The organism is Granulicella aggregans (genome assembly GCF_025685565.1).
GTDB lineage: Bacteria > Acidobacteriota > Terriglobia > Terriglobales > Acidobacteriaceae > Edaphobacter > Edaphobacter aggregans_B.
This window is the reverse complement of sequence record NZ_JAGSYE010000001.1, coordinates 18,900-38,443: the sequence shown is the minus strand read 5'-3', so window position 1 is coordinate 38,443 and position 19,544 is coordinate 18,900. Positions and strand designations below refer to the sequence as shown.

22 protein-coding genes are annotated in these 19,544 nt (G+C 59.2%); 11 read left to right on the top strand and 11 right to left on the bottom strand.

Annotation, left to right across the window (positions count from 1 at the left end):
* Nucleotides 1–4: 4 nt before the first annotated feature.
* Nucleotides 5–991: an NAD-dependent epimerase/dehydratase family protein gene (locus OHL18_RS00170; RefSeq protein ID WP_263372814.1), complete on the top strand. Its 987-nt coding sequence runs from the start codon at nt 5–7 to the stop codon at nt 989–991.
* A gap of 3 nt (nt 992–994) precedes the next feature.
* Here the strand turns inward: OHL18_RS00170 and OHL18_RS00165 are convergent, their stop codons facing one another.
* The 4 genes from OHL18_RS00165 to OHL18_RS00150 all read right to left on the bottom strand — a co-directional run bounded on the left by OHL18_RS00165 (nt 995) and on the right by OHL18_RS00150 (nt 2,621).
* A complete protein-coding gene (locus tag OHL18_RS00165) occupies nt 995–1,216 on the bottom strand; it encodes a superinfection immunity protein (protein WP_263372813.1) in 222 nt (73 codons plus the stop codon).
* A 90-nt stretch (nt 1,217–1,306) separates the two neighbouring features.
* The gene (locus OHL18_RS00160) at nt 1,307–1,813 is read right to left on the bottom strand and encodes a GDSL-type esterase/lipase family protein (protein WP_263372812.1); all 507 of its coding nucleotides are present in this window, start codon (nt 1,811–1,813) and stop codon (nt 1,307–1,309) included.
* 183 nt (nt 1,814–1,996) lie between these two features.
* Nucleotides 1,997–2,293: an acyl carrier protein gene (locus OHL18_RS00155; protein ID WP_263372811.1), complete on the bottom strand. Its 297-nt coding sequence runs from the start codon at nt 2,291–2,293 to the stop codon at nt 1,997–1,999.
* Between the two features lie 136 nt (nt 2,294–2,429).
* Complete coding sequence (locus OHL18_RS00150) at nt 2,430–2,621, bottom strand: hypothetical protein (RefSeq protein ID WP_263372810.1); 192 nt, start codon at nt 2,619–2,621, stop codon at nt 2,430–2,432.
* 461 nt (nt 2,622–3,082) lie between these two features.
* Between OHL18_RS00150 and OHL18_RS00145 the strand changes: the two genes are divergently transcribed.
* From OHL18_RS00145 to OHL18_RS00105, 9 genes are all read left to right on the top strand, one after another.
* Nucleotides 3,083–3,265, top strand: a complete 183-nt coding sequence (locus OHL18_RS00145; RefSeq protein ID WP_263372809.1) for a Flp family type IVb pilin — start codon at nt 3,083–3,085, stop codon at nt 3,263–3,265.
* A gap of 159 nt (nt 3,266–3,424) precedes the next feature.
* Nucleotides 3,425–3,967 (top strand): A24 family peptidase, encoded by a 543-nt coding sequence (locus OHL18_RS00140; RefSeq protein ID WP_263372808.1) that lies wholly within the window; start codon nt 3,425–3,427, stop codon nt 3,965–3,967.
* Between the two features lie 3 nt (nt 3,968–3,970).
* Nucleotides 3,971–4,801: a Flp pilus assembly protein CpaB gene (cpaB, locus tag OHL18_RS00135; protein WP_263372807.1), complete on the top strand. Its 831-nt coding sequence runs from the start codon at nt 3,971–3,973 to the stop codon at nt 4,799–4,801.
* The gene (locus OHL18_RS00130) at nt 4,798–6,252 is read left to right on the top strand and encodes a type II and III secretion system protein family protein (RefSeq protein ID WP_263372806.1); all 1,455 of its coding nucleotides are present in this window, start codon (nt 4,798–4,800) and stop codon (nt 6,250–6,252) included. Before cpaB ends, OHL18_RS00130 begins: the two co-directional genes overlap by 4 nt.
* Nucleotides 6,253–6,299: 47 nt before the next feature.
* The gene (locus OHL18_RS00125) at nt 6,300–7,547 is read left to right on the top strand and encodes an AAA family ATPase (protein WP_263372805.1); all 1,248 of its coding nucleotides are present in this window, start codon (nt 6,300–6,302) and stop codon (nt 7,545–7,547) included.
* An 18-nt stretch (nt 7,548–7,565) separates the two neighbouring features.
* Nucleotides 7,566–8,918, top strand: coding sequence for a CpaF family protein (locus OHL18_RS00120; RefSeq protein WP_263372804.1), 1,353 nt, complete (start codon nt 7,566–7,568; stop codon nt 8,916–8,918).
* 14 nt (nt 8,919–8,932) lie between these two features.
* A complete protein-coding gene (locus tag OHL18_RS00115; RefSeq protein WP_263372803.1) occupies nt 8,933–9,901 on the top strand; it encodes a type II secretion system F family protein in 969 nt (322 codons plus the stop codon).
* A 52-nt stretch (nt 9,902–9,953) separates the two neighbouring features.
* The gene (locus tag OHL18_RS00110; protein ID WP_263372802.1) at nt 9,954–10,856 is read left to right on the top strand and encodes a type II secretion system F family protein; all 903 of its coding nucleotides are present in this window, start codon (nt 9,954–9,956) and stop codon (nt 10,854–10,856) included.
* 179 nt (nt 10,857–11,035) lie between these two features.
* Nucleotides 11,036–11,398 (top strand): DUF192 domain-containing protein, encoded by a 363-nt coding sequence (locus tag OHL18_RS00105; protein ID WP_263372801.1) that lies wholly within the window; start codon nt 11,036–11,038, stop codon nt 11,396–11,398.
* A 69-nt stretch (nt 11,399–11,467) separates the two neighbouring features.
* Here the strand turns inward: OHL18_RS00105 and OHL18_RS00100 are convergent, their stop codons facing one another.
* The 7 genes from OHL18_RS00100 to OHL18_RS00070 form a co-directional block, all read right to left on the bottom strand.
* The gene (locus tag OHL18_RS00100) at nt 11,468–12,778 is read right to left on the bottom strand and encodes an ArnT family glycosyltransferase (RefSeq protein WP_263372800.1); all 1,311 of its coding nucleotides are present in this window, start codon (nt 12,776–12,778) and stop codon (nt 11,468–11,470) included.
* Nucleotides 12,778–14,106: an ArnT family glycosyltransferase gene (locus tag OHL18_RS00095; RefSeq protein WP_263372799.1), complete on the bottom strand. Its 1,329-nt coding sequence runs from the start codon at nt 14,104–14,106 to the stop codon at nt 12,778–12,780. Before OHL18_RS00095 ends, OHL18_RS00100 begins: the two co-directional genes overlap by 1 nt.
* Before the next feature lie 84 nt (nt 14,107–14,190).
* Nucleotides 14,191–14,376 carry a hypothetical protein gene (locus tag OHL18_RS00090; protein WP_263372798.1) on the bottom strand — a complete coding sequence of 62 codons (186 nt, stop codon included), beginning with the start codon at nt 14,374–14,376 and terminating at the stop codon, nt 14,191–14,193.
* Nucleotides 14,377–14,499: 123 nt separating this feature from the next.
* Nucleotides 14,500–15,786, bottom strand: coding sequence for an MFS transporter (locus OHL18_RS00085; RefSeq protein ID WP_263372797.1), 1,287 nt, complete (start codon nt 15,784–15,786; stop codon nt 14,500–14,502).
* A gap of 43 nt (nt 15,787–15,829) precedes the next feature.
* Nucleotides 15,830–16,840 (bottom strand): LacI family DNA-binding transcriptional regulator, encoded by a 1,011-nt coding sequence (locus OHL18_RS00080; RefSeq protein ID WP_263372796.1) that lies wholly within the window; start codon nt 16,838–16,840, stop codon nt 15,830–15,832.
* Nucleotides 16,841–16,850: 10 nt separating this feature from the next.
* Complete coding sequence (locus OHL18_RS00075; protein WP_263372795.1) at nt 16,851–18,152, bottom strand: GRP family sugar transporter; 1,302 nt, start codon at nt 18,150–18,152, stop codon at nt 16,851–16,853.
* 54 nt (nt 18,153–18,206) lie between these two features.
* Nucleotides 18,207–18,311, bottom strand: a complete 105-nt coding sequence (locus tag OHL18_RS00070) for a translocated intimin receptor Tir (protein ID WP_263372794.1) — start codon at nt 18,309–18,311, stop codon at nt 18,207–18,209.
* A gap of 242 nt (nt 18,312–18,553) precedes the next feature.
* Between OHL18_RS00070 and OHL18_RS00065 the strand changes: the two genes are divergently transcribed.
* Nucleotides 18,554–19,414 carry an inositol oxygenase gene (locus OHL18_RS00065; RefSeq protein ID WP_263372793.1) on the top strand — a complete coding sequence of 287 codons (861 nt, stop codon included), beginning with the start codon at nt 18,554–18,556 and terminating at the stop codon, nt 19,412–19,414.
* Nucleotides 19,415–19,544: the final 130 nt, after the last annotated feature.

The following is a 19,544-nucleotide window of genomic DNA, read 5'->3' as shown; positions in this document are numbered from 1 at the left end:
TCCCATGCCCGCTCTTGTGACAGGCGCAAGCGGATTCCTTGGCGGGCATCTTGCGGAGATGCTGATCGACCAGGGCGAAGAGGTCTTCGTCCTGGTGCGTTCCTCCTCCAGCACGACGCACCTCTCGCATCTTCCAGTGCGTCCCATTATTGGCGATCTGGCCGATCTCGCGAGCCTTCGCCGCGCCGTCGAGCCGGTTACCCGAATCTTTCATTGCGCTGCCTGCTCCACGGACTGGGCGACATGGGAGAGGTTTTACGGCGCCAATGTGACTGGGACGGAGAACCTCCTGACCGCGGCTCTCGACGCTCCCAGCCTGCAGCGCTTCGTCCACGTCAGCACCACGGATGTCTATGGGTATCCCGCGATTCCGTGCGATGAGACGAGCCCGACCTCGGACGCTGGGCTGCCGTACAACCAGACCAAGCGCCTCGGCGAGATGGCGGTGAGAAACGCCCAGGCGATCCACGGGCTTCCGATTACGATCCTGAGGCCAGCGACGATCTACGGTCCCAGGGGAGCCGACTTCACACGCGAGATCGCGAGTCTTCTGCGTTATCGCATCATGGCGACCATTGGCGGCGGCCAGGCGCGTGGCGGATTCACCTACGTCCAGAATGTTGCCAGCGCCATGATAGCCGCGTCCCTTCTGCCGGCAACTGTCGGCCAGGCCTACAACATTGCCGATGCCACGAACGCGACCTGGACGGACTATCTGAGGCTCTTCGCGGCTGGTCTCGGCTATCCCGAGCCGTGGATCGATCTCAGCGAAGATAACGCCGTCTCGCTGGCAAAGTTCTTCGAAGGCCTCCATCGGGCCCTGAAGCTGCCCGGCAGACCCCTGCTCACCCGGCATGCTATCAAGCTGCTCGGCGTCGACCAGGAGTTCCCAATCGATAAGGCGCGGCGGGACTTCGATTTCTCGCCCGCCATCTCGCTTGAAGAGGGAATTGCGCGCTCGGTCGCCTGGATCAAGCACACCAGCGATTAGCTGTTAGTACCTTCTCCAACCTCCATATGGCAGATACACCGGCGGCATCAGGACGTAGTACGGCGGGGGTGAAAGCAGCGCCCACAGCATCATGGCAAGCCAGCCGATTCCAGTCCACCCGAAGAAGAGATTCAAGATCAGAATTCCTCCGGCGGTGTGGCCGCGATGTGTGGCGACGAGTGTTGGTAGAAAATAGATGAGTGTCAGTACGGTCAGCGTGACCATCGGAGTCTTCTCCTTGAGGCTTCCAGAGTTCAAATACGGAAGCGGCAAGCGGTAAGTTCAGGAATGCAATCAGATTGTGTCCCGTGATCCCTAGCTGGCCGGCTGAAGGGACTTTGTAAGGGTGTCTTCCATGATCGCGTACCCCAGGTCATTTGGGTGGAGACCGTCTTTCAGGTAAAGGGAGTCTTTTCCCGCCATTGGAGTGTAATAGTCGACCAGAATGAGGTTTTGAGTTGCGGCGTAATCCTTGATCATGGCATTCAGTGTCTGGACCTGCGTGTCGCAGCATGTGATGGGAGTGAGTTCGCAAAGAATGACCCTGATGCCTGCAGACCTTCCTTGCGCGACCATCTTTTGAATGTTCGCCATGATTCCTGAGTAATCGGGGCTCGCCACTCGGACGTCATTGGCGCCTGTGAGGAGGATGACCTGGGGCAGACCACTTTGGACGACGGCTGTCTGGAATCTTGCCTCGATTTGAGCGGTGTTCTGTCCAGGAATACCTGCGTTATGCTTCGGCAAGCTCCAGAAGTAGGTAATGGAGTCCCCAAGGAACACGGTCTCGTCGTTGATGGATGCCGGGAACTCGTCAGCCATGTTCACTCCGCTCCCGCATCCTGCCAAAGCCAGCAGGAGCAGGAGGCATGGCAGCAGATTGTGCGATCTTCGCTTTGCGAAGGCGAGCCTGGAAGGGAGCTTCATAGCTCCAACAGTTTAGCGTCAAACAGGAGTAGCATCCGCTCGCTCGTGGCTTGGCACCTTTGTTGGTGTCGCCTCGGATCAGGCGTTCGCTACCTTCGCTGCTTTCGCCGCCAGCAGCAGCGTGATGCCGTCAATCATCTGCTGGAGGGTCGTCACCTGCTTCGCCTGCTCGTCATCGATCTCGATCTCGAACTCGCCTTCAAGTTCGAAGAGGATGTTGATTCGGTCGAGGGAGTCGATTCCCAGTTCTTCGAAGGTGCTGGTGGCGTGGATCGTCTCCACGGGAACTCTACGGGTGACGGCAATGACCCGGAGCACGCGCTGCTCGACGCTCTCCTGCGGAGCTGACGACACTGGTTGAACGGTCTCGGACAAGTTTCCTCGCTACTGTGTACCGCTGCGATCGCTCGGATCTAGCATGGCCGACTACAGATCGATCATGACGACGCAGAGGTCAAATGAATCTTTCGCTATCTTATCCTCTTCTGCAAACTCTCGCGGAGTTGGAAGGTCATTGCGACCGATACGCGCGGGTGGAGCGCGTCCCGGCTACACGGTGAGCAAAGTCGTAACCGCGTCCTCGAAACGCGTTTGAAGCCGCTCCGAAGCCGGTGAGGTCCGATGCAACGCGCCCAAGGTCCGCATTCAGAATCTCTACAACTTCCGTCCACTCCGGTTGGCTGCCGCCTAGGATTGGCGACAAGAATAGGCTCGTAACGTTACTTCCAGCGCTGGTACGGGGCAACAGGCAAAGTCAGATGCGAGAACCGGCTGACCAGCCCTCCTGGCAAGGATGCTTTGATCGCATGACAAGTTCAGAGCCGGCTGTAAGTGAAATGTCTAGACTTCAACGGTCCGTAAAGCGACTCAAAGGAATGCTTTTCTCGTTGAAAACGCTCGAGTAATCGAAGCAAAAAGGCATCGTGCGGCTCGACTTTCGACGGGGCGAGAAGATTTTATTTTGCTATTCAATTCCTTATAAATCTTGCCGATAGAGCAGTAGAGCCTGGAGATATATGTCTCTGGGTCTCTTTTGAATTGGATTGCGGACGGACGGTTTCTTAGGTAACACATTCGCGTGATTGTAGGCCCAACGGAACGTTCCTATCCTCAATCCAAGCCAGAAGCCGCTTAACGACGACTGGAAAAACAGGAGATACAAACATGAAGAACCTCAAGAACCTGCTCAAGAACCTGGTCAACGACGAGTCCGGCCAGGACCTGATCGAATATGCTCTCGTTGCGGCCCTGGTTGGTCTCGGCGCCGTTGCTTCCATGAAGACCCTCTCAACCGCCATCGGCACCGCGTTCGGCACCATCGGCACCACCCTCACCAGCAATGTCTAGAAATCTGGCGTGTTGAGGGAGGCGTGCCCGAAGCTCTCGGGTGCCTCCCCTTCGCGATGTGCTCCCACCCAACCCGTGGGAGCGAACTCGGCTGCCGGGGAAAACATCCTGGCATACCTCAACGGTTACAGCCACCTCTCTGACGGGAAGACAACTCCAATGATTCGGATCGACAGCGAACTCGTGTACCCGGCGGCGGCTTCGGTCTGCGCCATCGTCGGCTCATTCTTCGATGTGAAGAGCCGCCGGGTACCCAACCTGCTGACGGGACCTTCGATTCTGTTTGGGCTGCTGCTCCATCTCTCGCTGGGCGGCTGGCGTCAGATGGCCATCTCCGCCGCAGCAGGTCTGATCTGCGGCCTGGTCTTCCTGGTCTTTTACCTGGCCGGGGGAATGGGCGCGGGGGACGTCAAGCTGATCACGGCGGTCGGGTGTATCTGTGGTCTCCATTACATCGTCGGCCTGCTCGCCTTCACCGCGATCGCGGGTGGAGTCATGGCAGCCGCGCTGGCACTCGCCTGCGGAAGGGTCAAACAGACCATTCTCAACGTGGCCGAGCTGGTAACCCATCACCGTAGCGCGGGTCTCACGCCGCATCCCGAGATCAACGTTCTCAATGCATCTACGTTGCGCCTTCCTTATGCATTGGCCATCACGGCAGGCTGTGCCTTGACGCTCTATCTGCAGGGAGTGCAGCGCTAAACCATGAACACCAAACGCCTCATTACCGCGCTTGCGATCGCCCTCGCGATCTCCGGCATCTTCACCTACTGGCTAAGTCAGAAGTTCTCCAAGCCTCGCGGAAATGCCGCTCTCCGGCACCAGTATGTCGCCGCCGCGCTCAACCTTGAGGCGGGCGAGATGCTCAAGCCGGGCAGCCTCAACCTCATCGACTGGCCCGAGGCCACGCCGCTCACAGGAGCCTTCGCCAAGCCTGAAGAAGTTGAAGGTCGCGTCGTTCTCTATCCGCTCTCTGCGGGTCAGCCTATCCTGGAGCGCCAGTTGTCTGCTCCGGGCACCGGTCTCGGACTCACGGTCAAGATTCCCGACGGAATGCGTGCCATCTCGCTCCGATCGGATGATGTCGTCGGAGTCGCCGGCTTCTTGCTGCCCGGAACCCACGTCGACGTTCTCGTTACGTATCACACCGCCGCCAGCAGTGATCCAGTCACGACAACCATATTGCAGGATGTAGAGATCCTCGCGGCAGGACAGAAGTTCCAGCCAGACCCGGAAGGCAAGGCGAACTCGGTTAATGTTGTGACTCTTCTCGTCAAGCCGACTGACGCCGAGCGGGTCGTCCTGGCCAGCTCGCAGGGTATCGTCCACTTCGTTCTTCGCAATGGCCTTGATCGCGAACAGATCAAAGGGTCTTCGATGCAACTCTCCGAGCTGGATGGAAGCGCCGCGCCGCGTCCGGTCGCTCCTGTGAGCTCGGCTCCGCGAGTTTCAGCTCGCTCGAGCGCTCCGGCGAACTCGGCATACGTCGTCGAAACGGTCTCGAATGGTAAGCAAAGCACGGAGACGTTCAAATGAACCTCACCCTGCTCTCATCCCGCTCATGTCAACAGATTCTGAAGTCGCTGGCGATTCTCCTCGCGATGGTTGTCGCGTTCTGTTCTGCGGCCGGACAGTCTCGCGCCCAGGCTCCCGCCAAGCCCACCGAACTTGCCTCCGCGACAACTCCGTCTTCGATCGCCGCCTTCTCGGAACGGTCCACCTCCGGCGACGCCCTTCACGTCATCGTCGGTCACACCATGTTTCTCGACACCGCGGAACGGGTAAAGCGCGTCTATGTCGCGAACCCCGCAGTGGTCGATTCGTATACCGCCAGCCCTCACCAGATTGTCGTGACGGCCAAGGCTCCTGGTATTGGCTCCGTCGTCCTCTGGGATGAGATGGGAAACTCACGTGCCTATCTCTTCTCCTCCGACGTCGACGTGGAGGACCTTGCCACATCGCTCAATCGCGCGCTTCCGCTCGAAGATGTTCATGTGCACAGCCGTGAATCGCATGTCGTCCTCACCGGGACGGTGAGCACAGACGCCAAGGCCGAGGCCGCCGTCAAGCTCGCAAGCATGTACTCCAAGGACGTGTCGAACGGGATCGTCGTCAATCGCGCTCTGGTCAAGCAGGTCACGTTGAAGGTCCGCGTCGTTGAAGTAGATCGTTCCAAGGCAAACCAGTTCGCCTTCAACTTCTTCAGCCAGGGCGGAAGCCTGATCTCGAACACCACGACACAACAGTTTCAGTCGAATCCGACCGTCACACCGCCAAGCGGAACGACCAACGTTACGACGCTCACTGTTGCCAATGCACTTAACTTTCTGCTCTTCAGCACCAAACTGAACGTCGGTGCGACCCTGCAGGATCTTGAGAGCAAGCAGGTGCTCCAGATCCTCGCGGAGCCAAGCATCACGACCCTTAGCGGAGAGAAGGCCAACTTCCTCGCGGGCGGCGAGTTTCCCTTTCCGGTCGTCCAGGGAAGCTCCACTGGAGCGACAACCATCACCATCCAGTTTCGTTCCTACGGAGTCAAGCTGGAGTTCACGCCCGTTGTGAACGCCGACGGCACGATCGAACTTAAGGTCGCTCCTGAAGTGAGCGCGCTCGACTACACCAACGCGGTCACTATCAGCGGCTATACCATCCCGGCCATCTCCACGCGGAGGGCCGACACCCAGGTCACGCTGAACAGCGGGCAAAGCTTCGCCATCTCAGGCCTGCTCGATCGGCGTACGACCGACCTGTACAGCCTTACGCCAGGCATCGGGAACGTGCCCGTGCTGGGCCAGCTCTTCCGGTCAAAGAGTGTCACCCACTCGGTCGGGGAGCTGATCGTGATCGTTACACCGGAGGTCGTCAACCCGCTCAAGGGCGCCGATCCTCTTCCGCCGGAGCCCAAGCCAGTCATTCCATTCCTGGCTCCCGACAAGTTTGATCACACGCTGCCGAAGAGCGCGGACGCGCCGGCGGGGAACAGGTAACAGATTCAAATCGCAAGAAGAACGTACTTCAACAGGGGATTCGCAACGTGACCAGTAACAGGCTCAGCACCGGTATACTCACCGCAACGATCGTGACCGTCGGTGCGGGCGAACAGGTCATCCAGACGCTCCTCGACGCAGCGGACAAGATCTCCTGGTCGTTGACCACCGCTGACTTCGAGTCCTATGTCTCTGACGAGCGCCGGCCGAACATCAGCCAGCAGCTGAAGCTGTCCGAGATCTGCATCGCCATCGTCGACTACGACCAGGACGCCGAGCGCGCGATCGAATCGACCCTCTACCTACAGCAGGTCTTCGGTGGCAAGATCACGGTTGTCGCCCTCTCCAAAGACCAGGACACGGAGACGATGCTCCTTGCCATGCGCAACGGATGCACCGAATTCCTTGCCAGGTCCTTCTCTGAAGACGATGCGATCGACCTCTTCGAGCGGCTTACCCACCAGCGCAAGTCGACGCCGCTCCGTCCGCTTACGTCTGGAAAGGTGCTCTCGTTCTTTGGCGCCAAAGGCGGTGTAGGAACGACTACCCTTGCGGTCCACCTGGCGCTCTATCTGGTCCAGTGCCATCAGAAGAAGACGCTGCTGATCGACAACCGTCCCGAGCTCGGTCACATCTGCGTCTACCTGGGCGTCGACGGTACGCAGTACAACTTCCACGAGCTCGTCCGAAACGTCACCCGTCTCGATAGCGAGTTGCTGCATGGATTCACGGCTCGCCATCCGAGCGGACTGGAAGTCTTGTCTTCTCCCGATGTCTGCGGTGGCAGCCGCATGCTGGACTCGGAGTCGGTTACGCGGCTCATTGAGTTCCTCCGCACGGAGTACGAGTACATCGTGGTGGACTGCTCCAACACGTTGCAGGAGGCCGACCTCGCGGTGCTCGAGTCGTCCGATGAGATCTACCTCGTGGCGACGCCGGAGATTGGAGCGATCCGCGATCTCTCGCGCTACGTGGATAATCTCGGCCGCATGGACAGCACGACCGAGAAGATGCATGTCGTGATCAACCGCTTCTCCTCGCGTTACGCCGTTCGGGTCGAACAGATTGAAAAGGCGATCCGGCTTCCGATTGCCATCAAGCTTCCCAACAGCTATACCGAACTCGTCCGCTCGGTGAACCTTGGGGAACCGATCGCACCGAACCGGAAGTCTGAATTCTCGCTTCAGCTTATCAACTGGGTCGCCTCGTTGACCGGGTCGACAGTTGCTGCCGCTCCCGCCGAGCAAAAGAGCAAGTCCTTCTTCGGCTTTCTCACCAAGCAACCCAGCTCATAAGGCTAAGGACTCTAACAAATGGCAGATCTGGCAGTACTTCCCGGACAAGGACAGCGCGCTCAAGCCGGCCCCATGCGCGGCTCGCGCGGCGTTCCTGAGAACGTTCAGCAGCAATTGAAGTCGGCTGTTCATACCGTTCTCATCCAACGGCTCGACCTGGAGCGTCTCGATGAGATCCAGCAGACACGCGCCGGCCAGCAGCAGATCTTTGTCCTGATTCAGCAGATCCTTGGAGAGCAGGGAGTTCCGCTGAGCGCGGTCGAACGTGACCGGCTCGCGCAGGAAGTTCTGGATGAGGTCTTTGGCCTGGGACCGCTTGAGCCTTTGCTCAACGATCCGACCATCAGCGATATTCTCGTCAACACGTATAACAGTGTCTACATTGAACGGCGCGGCGTTCTGGAAAAGACAAACGTCACTTTCAAAGACAACCGTCATCTCCTTCACATTATCGACAAGGTCGTATCCGCTGTCGGCCGCCGCGTGGATGAGTCTTCGCCGATGTGCGACGCCCGTCTCAAGGATGGCTCCCGCGTCAACGTCATCATTCCGCCACTGGCTGTCGATGGACCGATCCTCTCTATCCGCCGCTTCGGAAGCACGCCACTGCAGGCGGAAGATCTTGTCCGCAACCAGATGCTCACGCCACAGATGCTCGAGACGCTTAAGGGAGCGGTCAAAGCAAGGCTGAACATCATCATCTCCGGAGGTACGGGCTCCGGTAAGACGACGCTGCTCAACGTTCTCTCCGGGTTCATCTCCCCGCACGAGCGCATCGTCACCATCGAAGACTCGGCCGAACTGCAGATGAAGCAGGAGCACGTCGTCCGGCTCGAGACGCGGCCGCCGAACGTCGAAGGCAAGGGCGCGATTCGTCAGCGTGAGCTGGTCATCAACGCGCTCCGTATGCGTCCCGACCGCATCGTCCTCGGCGAAGTCCGCGGCGAAGAGACGCTCGATATGCTGCAGGCCATGAACACCGGCCACGATGGCTCGATCACGACCATCCACTCCAACACGCCGCGCGATGCCCTGGCCCGTCTCGAGACTATGGCCATGATGAGCGAGGTTCGCCTCGCGGAGAAGGCTGTGCGTGCGCAGATCGCCGCCGCCGTACACGTCATCGTCCAGGTCGCCCGTCAGAGCGACGGCAGCCGCCGCATCACGCACATCACCGAACTGACGGGTGCCTTCAGCGATGTTGTCAGCATGCAGGACATCTTCCTCTTCGAGAAGAAGGGTCTGACGAAAGAGAACAAGGTGAAAGGAAGGTTCTTCGCCACCGGAGTTGTTCCAAAGTTTGCGGAAAAGCTGATCGCCGCCGGTATGCCGCTGCCCGCCGGGCTTCTTGACCACTCTGTCGATATCTGAAAGCGAATCGTCCTATGCTTCTTCTCTCAGCCTTTCTGTTCATGCTCATCATGATCTTCGTGATCATGGCGGTCTTCGCTGCTCCAACAGCGGAACAGAAGGCATTCACCAACCGGCTCGCCTCGATTCGGCGTACCTCTTATGACGGCTCGGTCTCGTCCGGCGGCGAGGGCCTCCTCAAGCCGCTTGCCGAGGGCAGCTTCGGCTGGCTGGAGGACATGTTTGAGAACTTTTCCTTCACGGAGCGTCTCCGGCTTCTCATCCTGCAATCGGACAGCAAGAGCAACTTCGGAACCCTGGTCGTCACCAGCTTTGGCCTCGCCGTGGCTGCATGCTTCTTCACTTACCTCTTCATCCCCATGCTGGTCGTCGCTCTGCTTGCCGCCGGAGTGGCAGCGTACTCTCCGTTCCTGGTTCTGGAGTTCAAGCGGAAGCGGAAGATCGCCGCGTTCAATCAACATCTTCCCGACGCCATCGATATGATCGCCCGCTCTCTTCGTGCGGGTCACTCCATGATCGCCGCGATCAGCATCGTCGCGGAACACGCCGTCGCTCCCGTCGGGCCGGAGTTCGCAGAAGTGTTCCGCAAGCAGAATTTCGGGCTTCCGATTCGCGACGCGCTGATGGAGCTGCTCGAACGCATTCCTTCGCAGGACATGCGCGTGCTGGCCACCGCCATCCTGGTGCAGAAGGACACAGGCGGAAACCTCGCCGAGATCCTCGATCGCACGGTCAAGGTGATCCGCGAACGTCTCCGCATCCAGGGAGAGATACGTACCCACACAGCGCAGGGCCGCATGACGGGATGGATCCTCTGCGCGCTCCCGGTCGTGATGCTCGTCCTGATCAATATGGTCAATCCCGGCTACTCGGACGTTCTCTTTCACGATCCTTTCGGCCGCGATCTGCTATATGTCGGCATTGTGTTGCTAATTATTGGCGGGCTGCTCATTCGCGCCATCGTCAACGGGATCGAGGTCTAGCGTGAGGTTCAGGTGCCTGGCAGAAAGAGATCGTAAAGGAGGAAGTCTCTAGATGGAAGTTGTCTTATATCTCGCGATCACATTTACGATCTTCCTCGCGATCGCTCTGCTGTCGGCACCGGTGGTGCTGCGTCCGTCTCCGGAGGCGCAACGCATTCTCGAAGTCGTCACCAGCAATCGCGCGGACCGTCGCACCATCCGCGGCAAAGAGGTCATCACCGACGGCATCCTCAAGGCGGGTCGAGATCTTCGTGCAAGGCTTGGACTGGCAGAGAACGTAAAGCTGAAGAAGCGCCTGCTCGAGGCCGGCCTGCGCGATAAGAGCACGCTGGACATCTTCTTCGCTGTTCAGCTCGCGTGCCCGCTGCTCGGATGCTTCGCAGGAAGTTTTATCTCCGACAATACCGCTTTCTGGGTATTCGCTCTGGCAGTCGTGGGATACATGGCACCGGACTTTTGGCTTACAAAGAAGACGGCGAAGCGGAGGCATGTTATCCGGCGCAGTATTCCGGACTGCCTCGATCTTCTCGTGATCTGCGTGGACGCTGGACTTGGGCTCGACCAGGCGCTGATCCGGGTAAGCTCGGAGCTTTCGGTAAGTCATCCGGAGATCAACGAAGAGCTGAACCAGGTGAACCTCGAGCAACGGGCCGGCAAGCCCAGGCTTGAGGCATGGCAGGGAGTCGCAGAACGCACGCAGATCGAGGAGTTCAAGGCTTTCGTCAGCATGCTCGTCCAGACCGACAAGTTTGGAACGCCGATTTTAAAAGCGCTGTCACAGTTTTCCGAAGAGATTCGCATGAAAAGGAGGCAGCACGCAGAAGAGGCAGCCGCAAAGACGAAGATCAAAATCATCTTCCCACTTGTACTTTGCATCTTCCCGTGCGTCTTCATCGTCCTTCTCGCACCCGCAATTCTGAGCATCATGTCCGGGTTCAAAGCGATGGGACACTAGTTCGCGGTGAGTCGTCCCGCACAGTTTTCGTACCAGATTATGGAAAGGAGGCCCTAACCATGGATACACCTACACTCATTCGCGTTGTTGCCAGTGTTTTCGCTGCAGTTGTTCTGGCAGTCATCGTTTTCCGCAGAAAGCAGAAGGCCGTCTAGTGTTTTGTTGAGGAGCTCCGATTCATGCGATCGATACGTGTGGTGAACCGGACCCGCAATACGACAGTGGGTGAAAACATAGAGCTTGCCGATACCTCGCTAACCAGGATGTGGGGCCTTCTTGGCCGAAGTGGTCTGGGTGCCGGGGGAGGGTTGTGGATCGCGCCTTCCTCCGGTGTTCACACGATGGGGATGAAGTTTCCCATTGATGTCGTCGGCCTCGACCGCAACAAGCGCGTCGTCAAGCTATGGCACTCTCTCGTGCCCTATCGCGTCACATCCGTCAGCATAAAAATTAGCAGCGTCCTCGAACTGGCTTCGGGTGAGATTCTTCGCGCTGGCATCGAGCTTGGAGATGAGCTTGCTGTCTCCGACGCGCCGAACTGATCCGCGCCCTTGCGATAGCTGCATTCCAACCTATTTATTGAATATCCCTTGATCCCCTCAGGATCGCTGTTAAGTCCTTGCGGGAAGCTGTGTCGCTACCACGCTGCCGCGGGCTTTTGCTCTCAGGTGCGATCGGACACGACCGCTGAGCTCCTTGAAGACATAGGCCGTCAGCAGGATCGCCAGTGGGTCAAGCAACAGCCTGAAGCGGAAGTCGGCGTGGGTGAGATAGTACGGTGCCGGCAGGATCGCGAAGGGGATAGCAAGTAGCCACGCAACTGGGTTCCTGCGCAGGAAGAGCAGCCCCAACCCGACGGCGCTCATCAGCGAGGTGAACAGGATGTTCATCGCCAGCAGCGAGGACGATTTCGAATCTGCGCTGTTGATCCAGAACTTTCTGAAGCGCTCCAAGGACAGTCGAACGAAGCGTGATTTGTCGGCCTTGATCGCCTCAATCGCAAGCTCGGACTTCTCTTGCATGTAGGCTGCTTCGCCTAGATGTGCGTAATGCACAAACTCGTTGTTGTTCTTGTTGGGATGGAGCGCGACCGTAAACGTGCCATCAGATCCCGGCCGGTTCCCTTGCCAAAGCTCGTAGCCCAGGTTCGTGCGCAGCGGGACGAACGCATGGAGACGATATGCGTTTCGAATGGGCCAGATGGAGAAGATCATGCACCAGGTCAGTAACGCCAGTGCTGGACCTCGAAGCCGTGAGATTCCGGTCTGCCAGATCATCCATATGAATACGGCTGCGAAGGTCAGCAGGAGCGACGGATTCACGAACATTGCCACGGCGCAGTACGCACCGAAGCCGAGCCAGCGCCAGTTGCTCGGCCTATTCGCGCACCGCAGCGCCAACAGGATGATTCCTGTCAGTAGCAGCATGGAGAGTGATGTCTCCCAGAAGAGTATCGGCAGGCATACCGCGGGCGGGCTGATCGCGCACAGCACTCCGGCGAGGTTGGCGGCGGTGGTGCCCAGCAGACGCTTCGCCAGCAACATCACTGTCAGCACGATCAAAATGCCGACGAGCACTTGCAAGCTGATCAATGCGGCAGCAGCCTGCATGCTGTAGGCTCCGAACAAACGGAAGGCCGCCGCCACCAGCAGGGGATATCCCGGTGCCAGGAAGGCGCTTGGCCCTGTGGACCCGCAGAATGGCGATGCATATCCGTGCCCGCTCAGCAGGGACTGCGCGAGGCAACCGTACTCGGAGGCCTGGTTGAAGAACCACACTCGCGGATCTCCCCTGGCCACCGATAACGCGAAGAGGCTACGCAGAACGAGCGCCGAGCCGAGGATTGGTAGATAGTGGACGCGCCCCTCGTTTTCTCTGTGCCCGAGCGGCACCACGTTTGGAGCGGGTGCCTCGAACTTCACTAGATCGACCTCAGGATTGGCGTCTTGGCGGGTGCCAATCGAGGTTCGGAGGAAGTTGCCTTACTCGCGCTAACGGTAAGTTTGGCAAGTTCTACCACCGCGTAAGCGCCTAGAACCGTCATGATCGGATCGATTACGAGGCGATAGCGAAACTCGGCATGCGTGATGAGGTAAGGAATTGGAAAGAGCAGCATCGGGATCGCAAACAACGCGACAAGATCGTAGCGGCGGCGTCGCAGGAGGAGCGCAAGAGCGATCACACCGAGGAGCGTCGTCGACGTTGCGTGCAGCGCGAAGAGCGCGGATCCGTTCTGCGTGCCAGTGCCGGTCCAGAAGCGCACGAAACGGCGAGCCGTAAGTTCGAGGAACTCCAAGGGATGCGTGGCGATGTATTGCTTCGCCAGCTCGGACTTGTGGGCGGAGTATCCAACTTCGCCGCGCGTCACATAATCTGCAAGCTCCGTCCGGTTGAACATGGGGAAGACGGACTCATCAAGAAAGCCGGTCGCTCCGTCCCGGTTGCCTATCCACAGCTCAAGCCCCACCGTGGTGCGAAGCGGAACGAACGCGTGAAAGGCCCGAGCGTTTCTGATCGGCCAGGGAGCGAAGACCAGCACGAACGTTAGCAGTGAGAGCAGCGGCCAGTAAGACTGTCTTCCTCGCGCGACGTATGCCAGCCACAAGGCAGCGCCGGCAAGCGAAAGCAATAGGGCAGGATTCACCAGCGCGCAGAGGCCACAGTAGCCACCTATCGCGATCCACTGCACTGGACCCATGTCGGCCATAACGCGATACTTCAGCACGATCGCGAAGAGTCCAGCCAAAAGGCAGCAGGAGAGTGAAGTCTCCCAGAGAATCGTCGGCATCCAGACCAGCGGGAGAGAGCAGGCCCACGCAAGTCCGGCCACTGTCGCTGTGGCCTGGTTGAAGAGTCGGCGCGACACATGCATGATCATCCAGATGGTGATGAGGTTCACGATCGTCTGGGCTATGAGGATCGCGATGGCCGAGGCCATCGAGTACGCGCCGAAGACGCGGAAGACGGCTGCTATCAGTAAGGGATAGACCGGCGCTACGATTGCTGTGGGGCCGGTATCGCCGCCGAAGGGAGAACTGAGGCCTTTGCCCGCAAGCAGCGACTTCGCCAGCAGGCCCATCTCCATGCCGCGGGTAAAGAGCCACTGCGGAGGATAGCGGGTGACGACAGTCCAGATGACCAGGACTCGCATCGCGAGGGCCAGTCCAAGGATGGTCAAAGTCGGACCCATCTTCAGGCGCGTCTTCTCCGCAATGGCAGGGAAGGCCTCGTCTTCGTGGGGTGGCGGCATGACAGTCCTTTGCTCCAAGCCTAAGAGCCGCGGGGCCCTCAAACCATCGGACTTTAGTGGGAGACTGGGAGTGGGATCCTGCGACTAGCGGCCGTCGCCGGCGGTGTCCGCGCTTACCGGGGATTGCGCTTCGCCGGCCGAGTTAATGGTGACCGTGTCCGCGGGGACGGGCGCTGGAGGCGCGGCACGCACCACGACCGGCTTTACGGCTGGGGGTGGATCAGGCAAGGGGTGCGGTGTGGAGACTCTTGAGACGACCGATACGCTCATGATTAGTGACCTCTAATCGATCTATCGGCACCGCATCGACGAGCGCGAACTCTCCCCACATGACCTTATGGTGATTCCAACTACATCGAATGCTCTTGCCGCGCGTTGAGGCGAAGTGTTCGGCTAGAGCGTGAGATCGCTGTTCTTCGTCTCGCGGATCAGCAGCAGCCCCACAAGCGTCAGGAGCGCGGACGTTGTGAGGTAGTACCCGACGTAAGGCAGACCGTAGGTCTTCGCCAGCCAGGTGGCTGCGTAGGGAGCGAGCGAGGCTCCGAGGATGCCCGCAAGGCTGAACGCCAGTGAACTTCCCGTGTAGCGTACCGGAGTGGGGAACAACTCGGAGACGATTGTTCCGAGAGGGCCGTAGGTCATGCCCATCAGTGCGAGGCCGAGCGCCATCATCGCGGTTGCGCCAGCGATGCCCGCCGAGAACATAGGCGCGAACGCGAAGCCAAAGAGTGCGATGCCCACCGTCACGCCTATCATCAGCGGCTTGCGTCCCCGCTCGGCGAGCAGAGCTGAAACGGGTATGGTTGCCGCGAAGAAGAGAATTCCGAACAACTGGATCAGCAAGAAGGTTCCGCGAGGGTAGTGCAGCGCCGTCGTTCCCCATGAGAGGGCGAAGACGGTCATCAGGTAGAAAAGTACAAATGTTGCTAGGCAGACCAGGACTCCAGCGCAGAGCTCGCGCAGATGCTGCCGGAAGACGGAGAACATGGGTACGCTGGTCTTCTCGCCGCGCTTTTGAGAGGCCTCGAAGACGGGCGTCTCAGTGATGGTCAGCCGGACATAGAGGCCGAGTAGTACCAGCACCGCGCTTGCTAGGAAGGGAAGCCGCCAGCCAAAGCTGAAGAACTGGGCGTCCGTGAGCCATCGTGAGAGCAGCAGGAATGTTCCTCCCGAGAGCAGAAATCCGATCGGAGCGCCAAGCTGGGGAAACATTCCATAGAGAGCGCGCTTGTTCGGCGGAGCGTTCTCGACCGCCAGCAGCACGGCTCCTCCCCATTCACCGCCAAGTCCGATGCCTTGCCCGAACCGGCAGAGCGCCAGCAGCAAGGGAGCGATGATGCCGATCGCCGCATACGAAGGCAGGACGCCAATGGCGAAGGTCGAAAGCCCCATGGTCGAAAGGGCCAGCACCAGGGTCTTCTTGCGTCCGATGCGATCGCCGAAGTGGCCGAAGAGGGCCGAGCCGATAGGCCGCGCGATGAACGCAATGCCGAAGGTCGCCAGCGAAGCCAGCGTCGAGGACGCGGGGTCGGACTTGGGGAAGAAGAGCTTCGGGAAAACAAGCACGGCGGCCGTCGCGTAGATGTAGAAGTCGAAGAACTCGACCGTTGTTCCAACCAGGCTGGCGAAGAGCACCTGCCGCGGGGTGTTCATAGGCTTCTGCAGTGTCTGCACATTCATGATTGGTCTTTGATTCTAGCGAACGGCGTGCCGATTCGCCTGTCTATTCCGCCACGCTTGACCGGCGCACCATCAGCTTCGGCTCCAGCAGCACCGTCTGAGGAAGAGTCAAGGGCGACTCCGCGAGTTGCGAAGCCAGATTTGCGGCCGCGACTCCCAAGCGTTCGGTGGAATGGTCGATTGACGTCAACGGAACCTTCAGATACTCCGCATAGCGCAGGTTGCCACAGCCCACAAAGGCAATGTCTTCGGGAATTCGAAGGCCGGCCTGCATGGCAGCCTTCATCGCTCCCAGCGCAGAGAGATCGTTGTAGCAAAAGACAGCGTCGGGCCGCGCTCCCTGCGACAGCAGCTCCTGCATGGCGTAGTAGCCGGCGGAGTCGCCGCTCTCCTCAATCCGGTCGCGCGTTACGACGAAGTTTGCCGGCACCTTGATCTTTGCGGCCGCCATGGCCTTGCGATAACCCGCCTGCCTGTCCACTGCCGGACTCATCCCCTGGCCGCCGATGTGGGCCACGTTCTTGCGGCCCAGAGAGATAAGGTGACGCGTCCCCATCTCGCCTACCTGCACATCGTCCGATCCCACAAAGCTTGCCCCGATCTTGGTGAAGTTCCGGTCAATCAGCAGCAGAGGCCGTGCGCCATCTCCGAAGAAGAGCGACTCGCTCTCAAGCGTCTGGCAGGATGCCACCAACAGCACATCCACGCCGCGGTTGAGCAGGGTTCGGATCTCCTGTACTTCGATCTCAGGGTCTTCCTCGGATGAGGCCAGCATCAGCCCAAGCCCGCTGGCCCTCAGCGCTCCACCGAGCGACTTAGCGAACTCGCCGAAGAAGGGATGCACCAGGTCCGGCACGACCAGCCCGGCGGTGAACGACCGGCCACCCGCCAGCCCACGCGCCTGCATGTTGGGCTGGTAGTTCAGCTCGCGCACGCGCTTCAGCACGCGTGCTCTGGTTCGTTCGCTGATCTCCGGGTTGCCCCGCAGGACCTTCGATACGGTTACGGTCGAGACCCCAAGGTCTTTGGCAATGTCCTTCAGCCGTACTGCCATTCACTCTCCTCTAGCTGAAGCGCGTCTGCCGCCAAAGTGACCATCCACCACCCGCCAGCGCGATGGCCAGCAGGCCCGTCAACGCCGCTGCCCAGTGCAGATTCATGGCCAGTGGGGGTACGACCGCGTTGATGCCCAGCCATACGAATAACCCAGTAGCTGCCAATACGATCGCATAGTCCCACCAGCGGCGGCGTTCGCTGCGGCTGCCGAACTCATCGCCGCTCTGCGCCTGCAGCACCTCGCGATAGATCAATCCATAGCGGTCGCACTCTCGTTCAAGCACCTCGTTGCGTGACGTATGCTCCCGCGCCGACGCCACCGCTGTGCTGATCGCCAACGCGCCCACGATCATCAGGAAGGAGCCGCCCAGCACCAGCATCCTGTGTGCCCAGTTGGCAGACGCGAGTTCGCCGAATACCAGCGCTCCCCATGCGAGTCCCCATAGCTGGTTCGTGTTCGAGAGTGGAATTCCGCGCCCGATCCCCAGATACTTCGTCGCGAACTGTTGAAAGAGGTCGCCGACAACCCAAACGAATCCGCCAAGGAACAGCCAGAACAGCAGTTGTTTGCTGTGAATCAACTGGAACGCCGAGGAGTGAGCTCCTCCGTCCAGCGCCCAGGTGAGAGCGAACATCGTTCCCAACTCCCCCACGGTGAACGCCGTCACGAAGGAGAGGGGATTCATCCCGCTTAGGTAGGCCTTGCGATAAGGCACATACATCGTCCCCCAGAGCAGGCTGGCGCCAGCGGCGGCCATCAGACCTCGCGCTGCGTGAGGAGCATTGGAGGCTCCGCCCTGGATAGTGCTGAAGCCGAGCATGATCGCGGCGATGACGATGCAGGTAGTCCCAGCGAGAACCTTGAGGCTGTTCTTCGTGCCCGCGCCCTTCAACTCGCCAAACAAGAGCCGCCCCCACAGCAGGCCGATCAGCGAGTTTGTATTCCATAAGGGGAATGCCGTTGCCAGGCCCACATCGCGGATGGCGAAGACGGTCAACGTGTTCGCGACTGCCCACAAGGCTCCGGCAAGAATCGCCCAGACGATCAGGTGCTTCTTTGCCGTCAGATCCGCGAAGACGTAGCTCGTTCCCTTCAGCAATGTGGGAAAAGTCCAACGTGCCGTAAACACTCCGGCCACCATGCAGAGCGAGATCGCAAACGGCGAGAACCCTGCGTTCACCAGCTTTGTCGGTGCCTCAGCCGCACCCAGCCAGACTCCCGCCGCAAGCCCGCAGATTACGCCCATTACGTGCAGCGACCTGACTGAAGCTACTGCACGACCCGTCACCGCTGTACCGCTTGCAGCCATCTACTCTCCCAGTCCTTCCGCACGGCGCTGTCTCTCTGCGAAGCAGGGAAGTCTCTATCGTAGCCATACGAGCAGCGCGATGCCGAAGGCCAGCGCCAGTGCCGGAACCCAGAACTGCACATCCGTCAGGATGGCTTTGATCGTCTGCAATCCACTCATAGGAAAAATCTTACCCTGCCGCTGAACACTGTATGTATCTTCGCTTTGCGTTACCGATTACGCAAATCACGGTAGATTGGAGCTCTCGGAACTGTCAAGAGAAAGGTCCAAGTTCATTTAAAGTCATATTCAACGGCGGTAATGTATACAAGGCTCAATCGGTTTTGATATAAGTTAGCGGTAACTTTATTGACTCGTTTCAGTCGAGTCCACGATTTGAACCTTTTCAAGGAGATCCCCTTATGAGCGTAGCCACCGTTCTTCCCAATCAGCCGTTGCAGGACCTTGACGAGTGGGACGACTTTCTTGAAGGCCGTTACAAAGAGGGCAAGAGCGAAGAGGAGTTCCGTGTCTACGACGCGACGGCTACTCCTGGCGTGGCCGAGTTCTATCGCCAGAACCACGAGAACATGACAGTCGAATATGTTCTGGGCAAAGAGGCGGAGTACTTTTCGCTCTCGAAGGGCCAGAAGACCATCTGGGAGGCGGCCGATTTTCTCAATACGCTCGTAGATGACAGCGACCCGGACACCGACCTGACCCAGATCGAGCACCTGCTCCAGACCTCCGAAGCCATGCGCCGCGATGAGTGCCCGCGCTGGATGATCCTCACCGGCTTCATCCACGACCTCGGCAAGTGTCTCTGCCTCTACGGCGAGCCACAGTGGGGCGTTGTTGGCGACACCTTCCCCGTAGGCTGCGCCTGGTCGAAGGACATTGTCTTCCACGAATACTTCGCCAAGAACCCAGACCGCCATATCGCCGAGTACCAGACCAAGTACGGTATCTATGAGCCGAACTGCGGTCTAGAAAATGTTCATATGTCCTTCGGCCACGATGGTTATATCGCCGAGGTGATGAAGCCCTACCTGCGCGACGAGTCGCTTTACATGCTTCGCTTCCACTCGTTTTATCCGTGGCACAAGCACGGCGCATACGACCATCTCTGCACGGAGAAAGACCGCTCGATGCTGGAGTGGGTGCTGAAGTTCAACCAGTACGACCTCTACTCCAAAGGACACACCAAGCCCAATCTCGCCGAGTTGAAGCCTTACTACGACGATCTCTTCGCCGAGTTCCTTCCTCCGACTCTGGCCTGGTAGCTCACGAGCGAGCCCTTCCGGCGTTTCCCATCCTGGTGCCCGATCTGTCTACGACAGATCGGGCATTGTTGTTTTTGGGCCTGAGATGAGAGAACGTCCGGCCGCAATCTCCCGAATTGGCAATTACTAA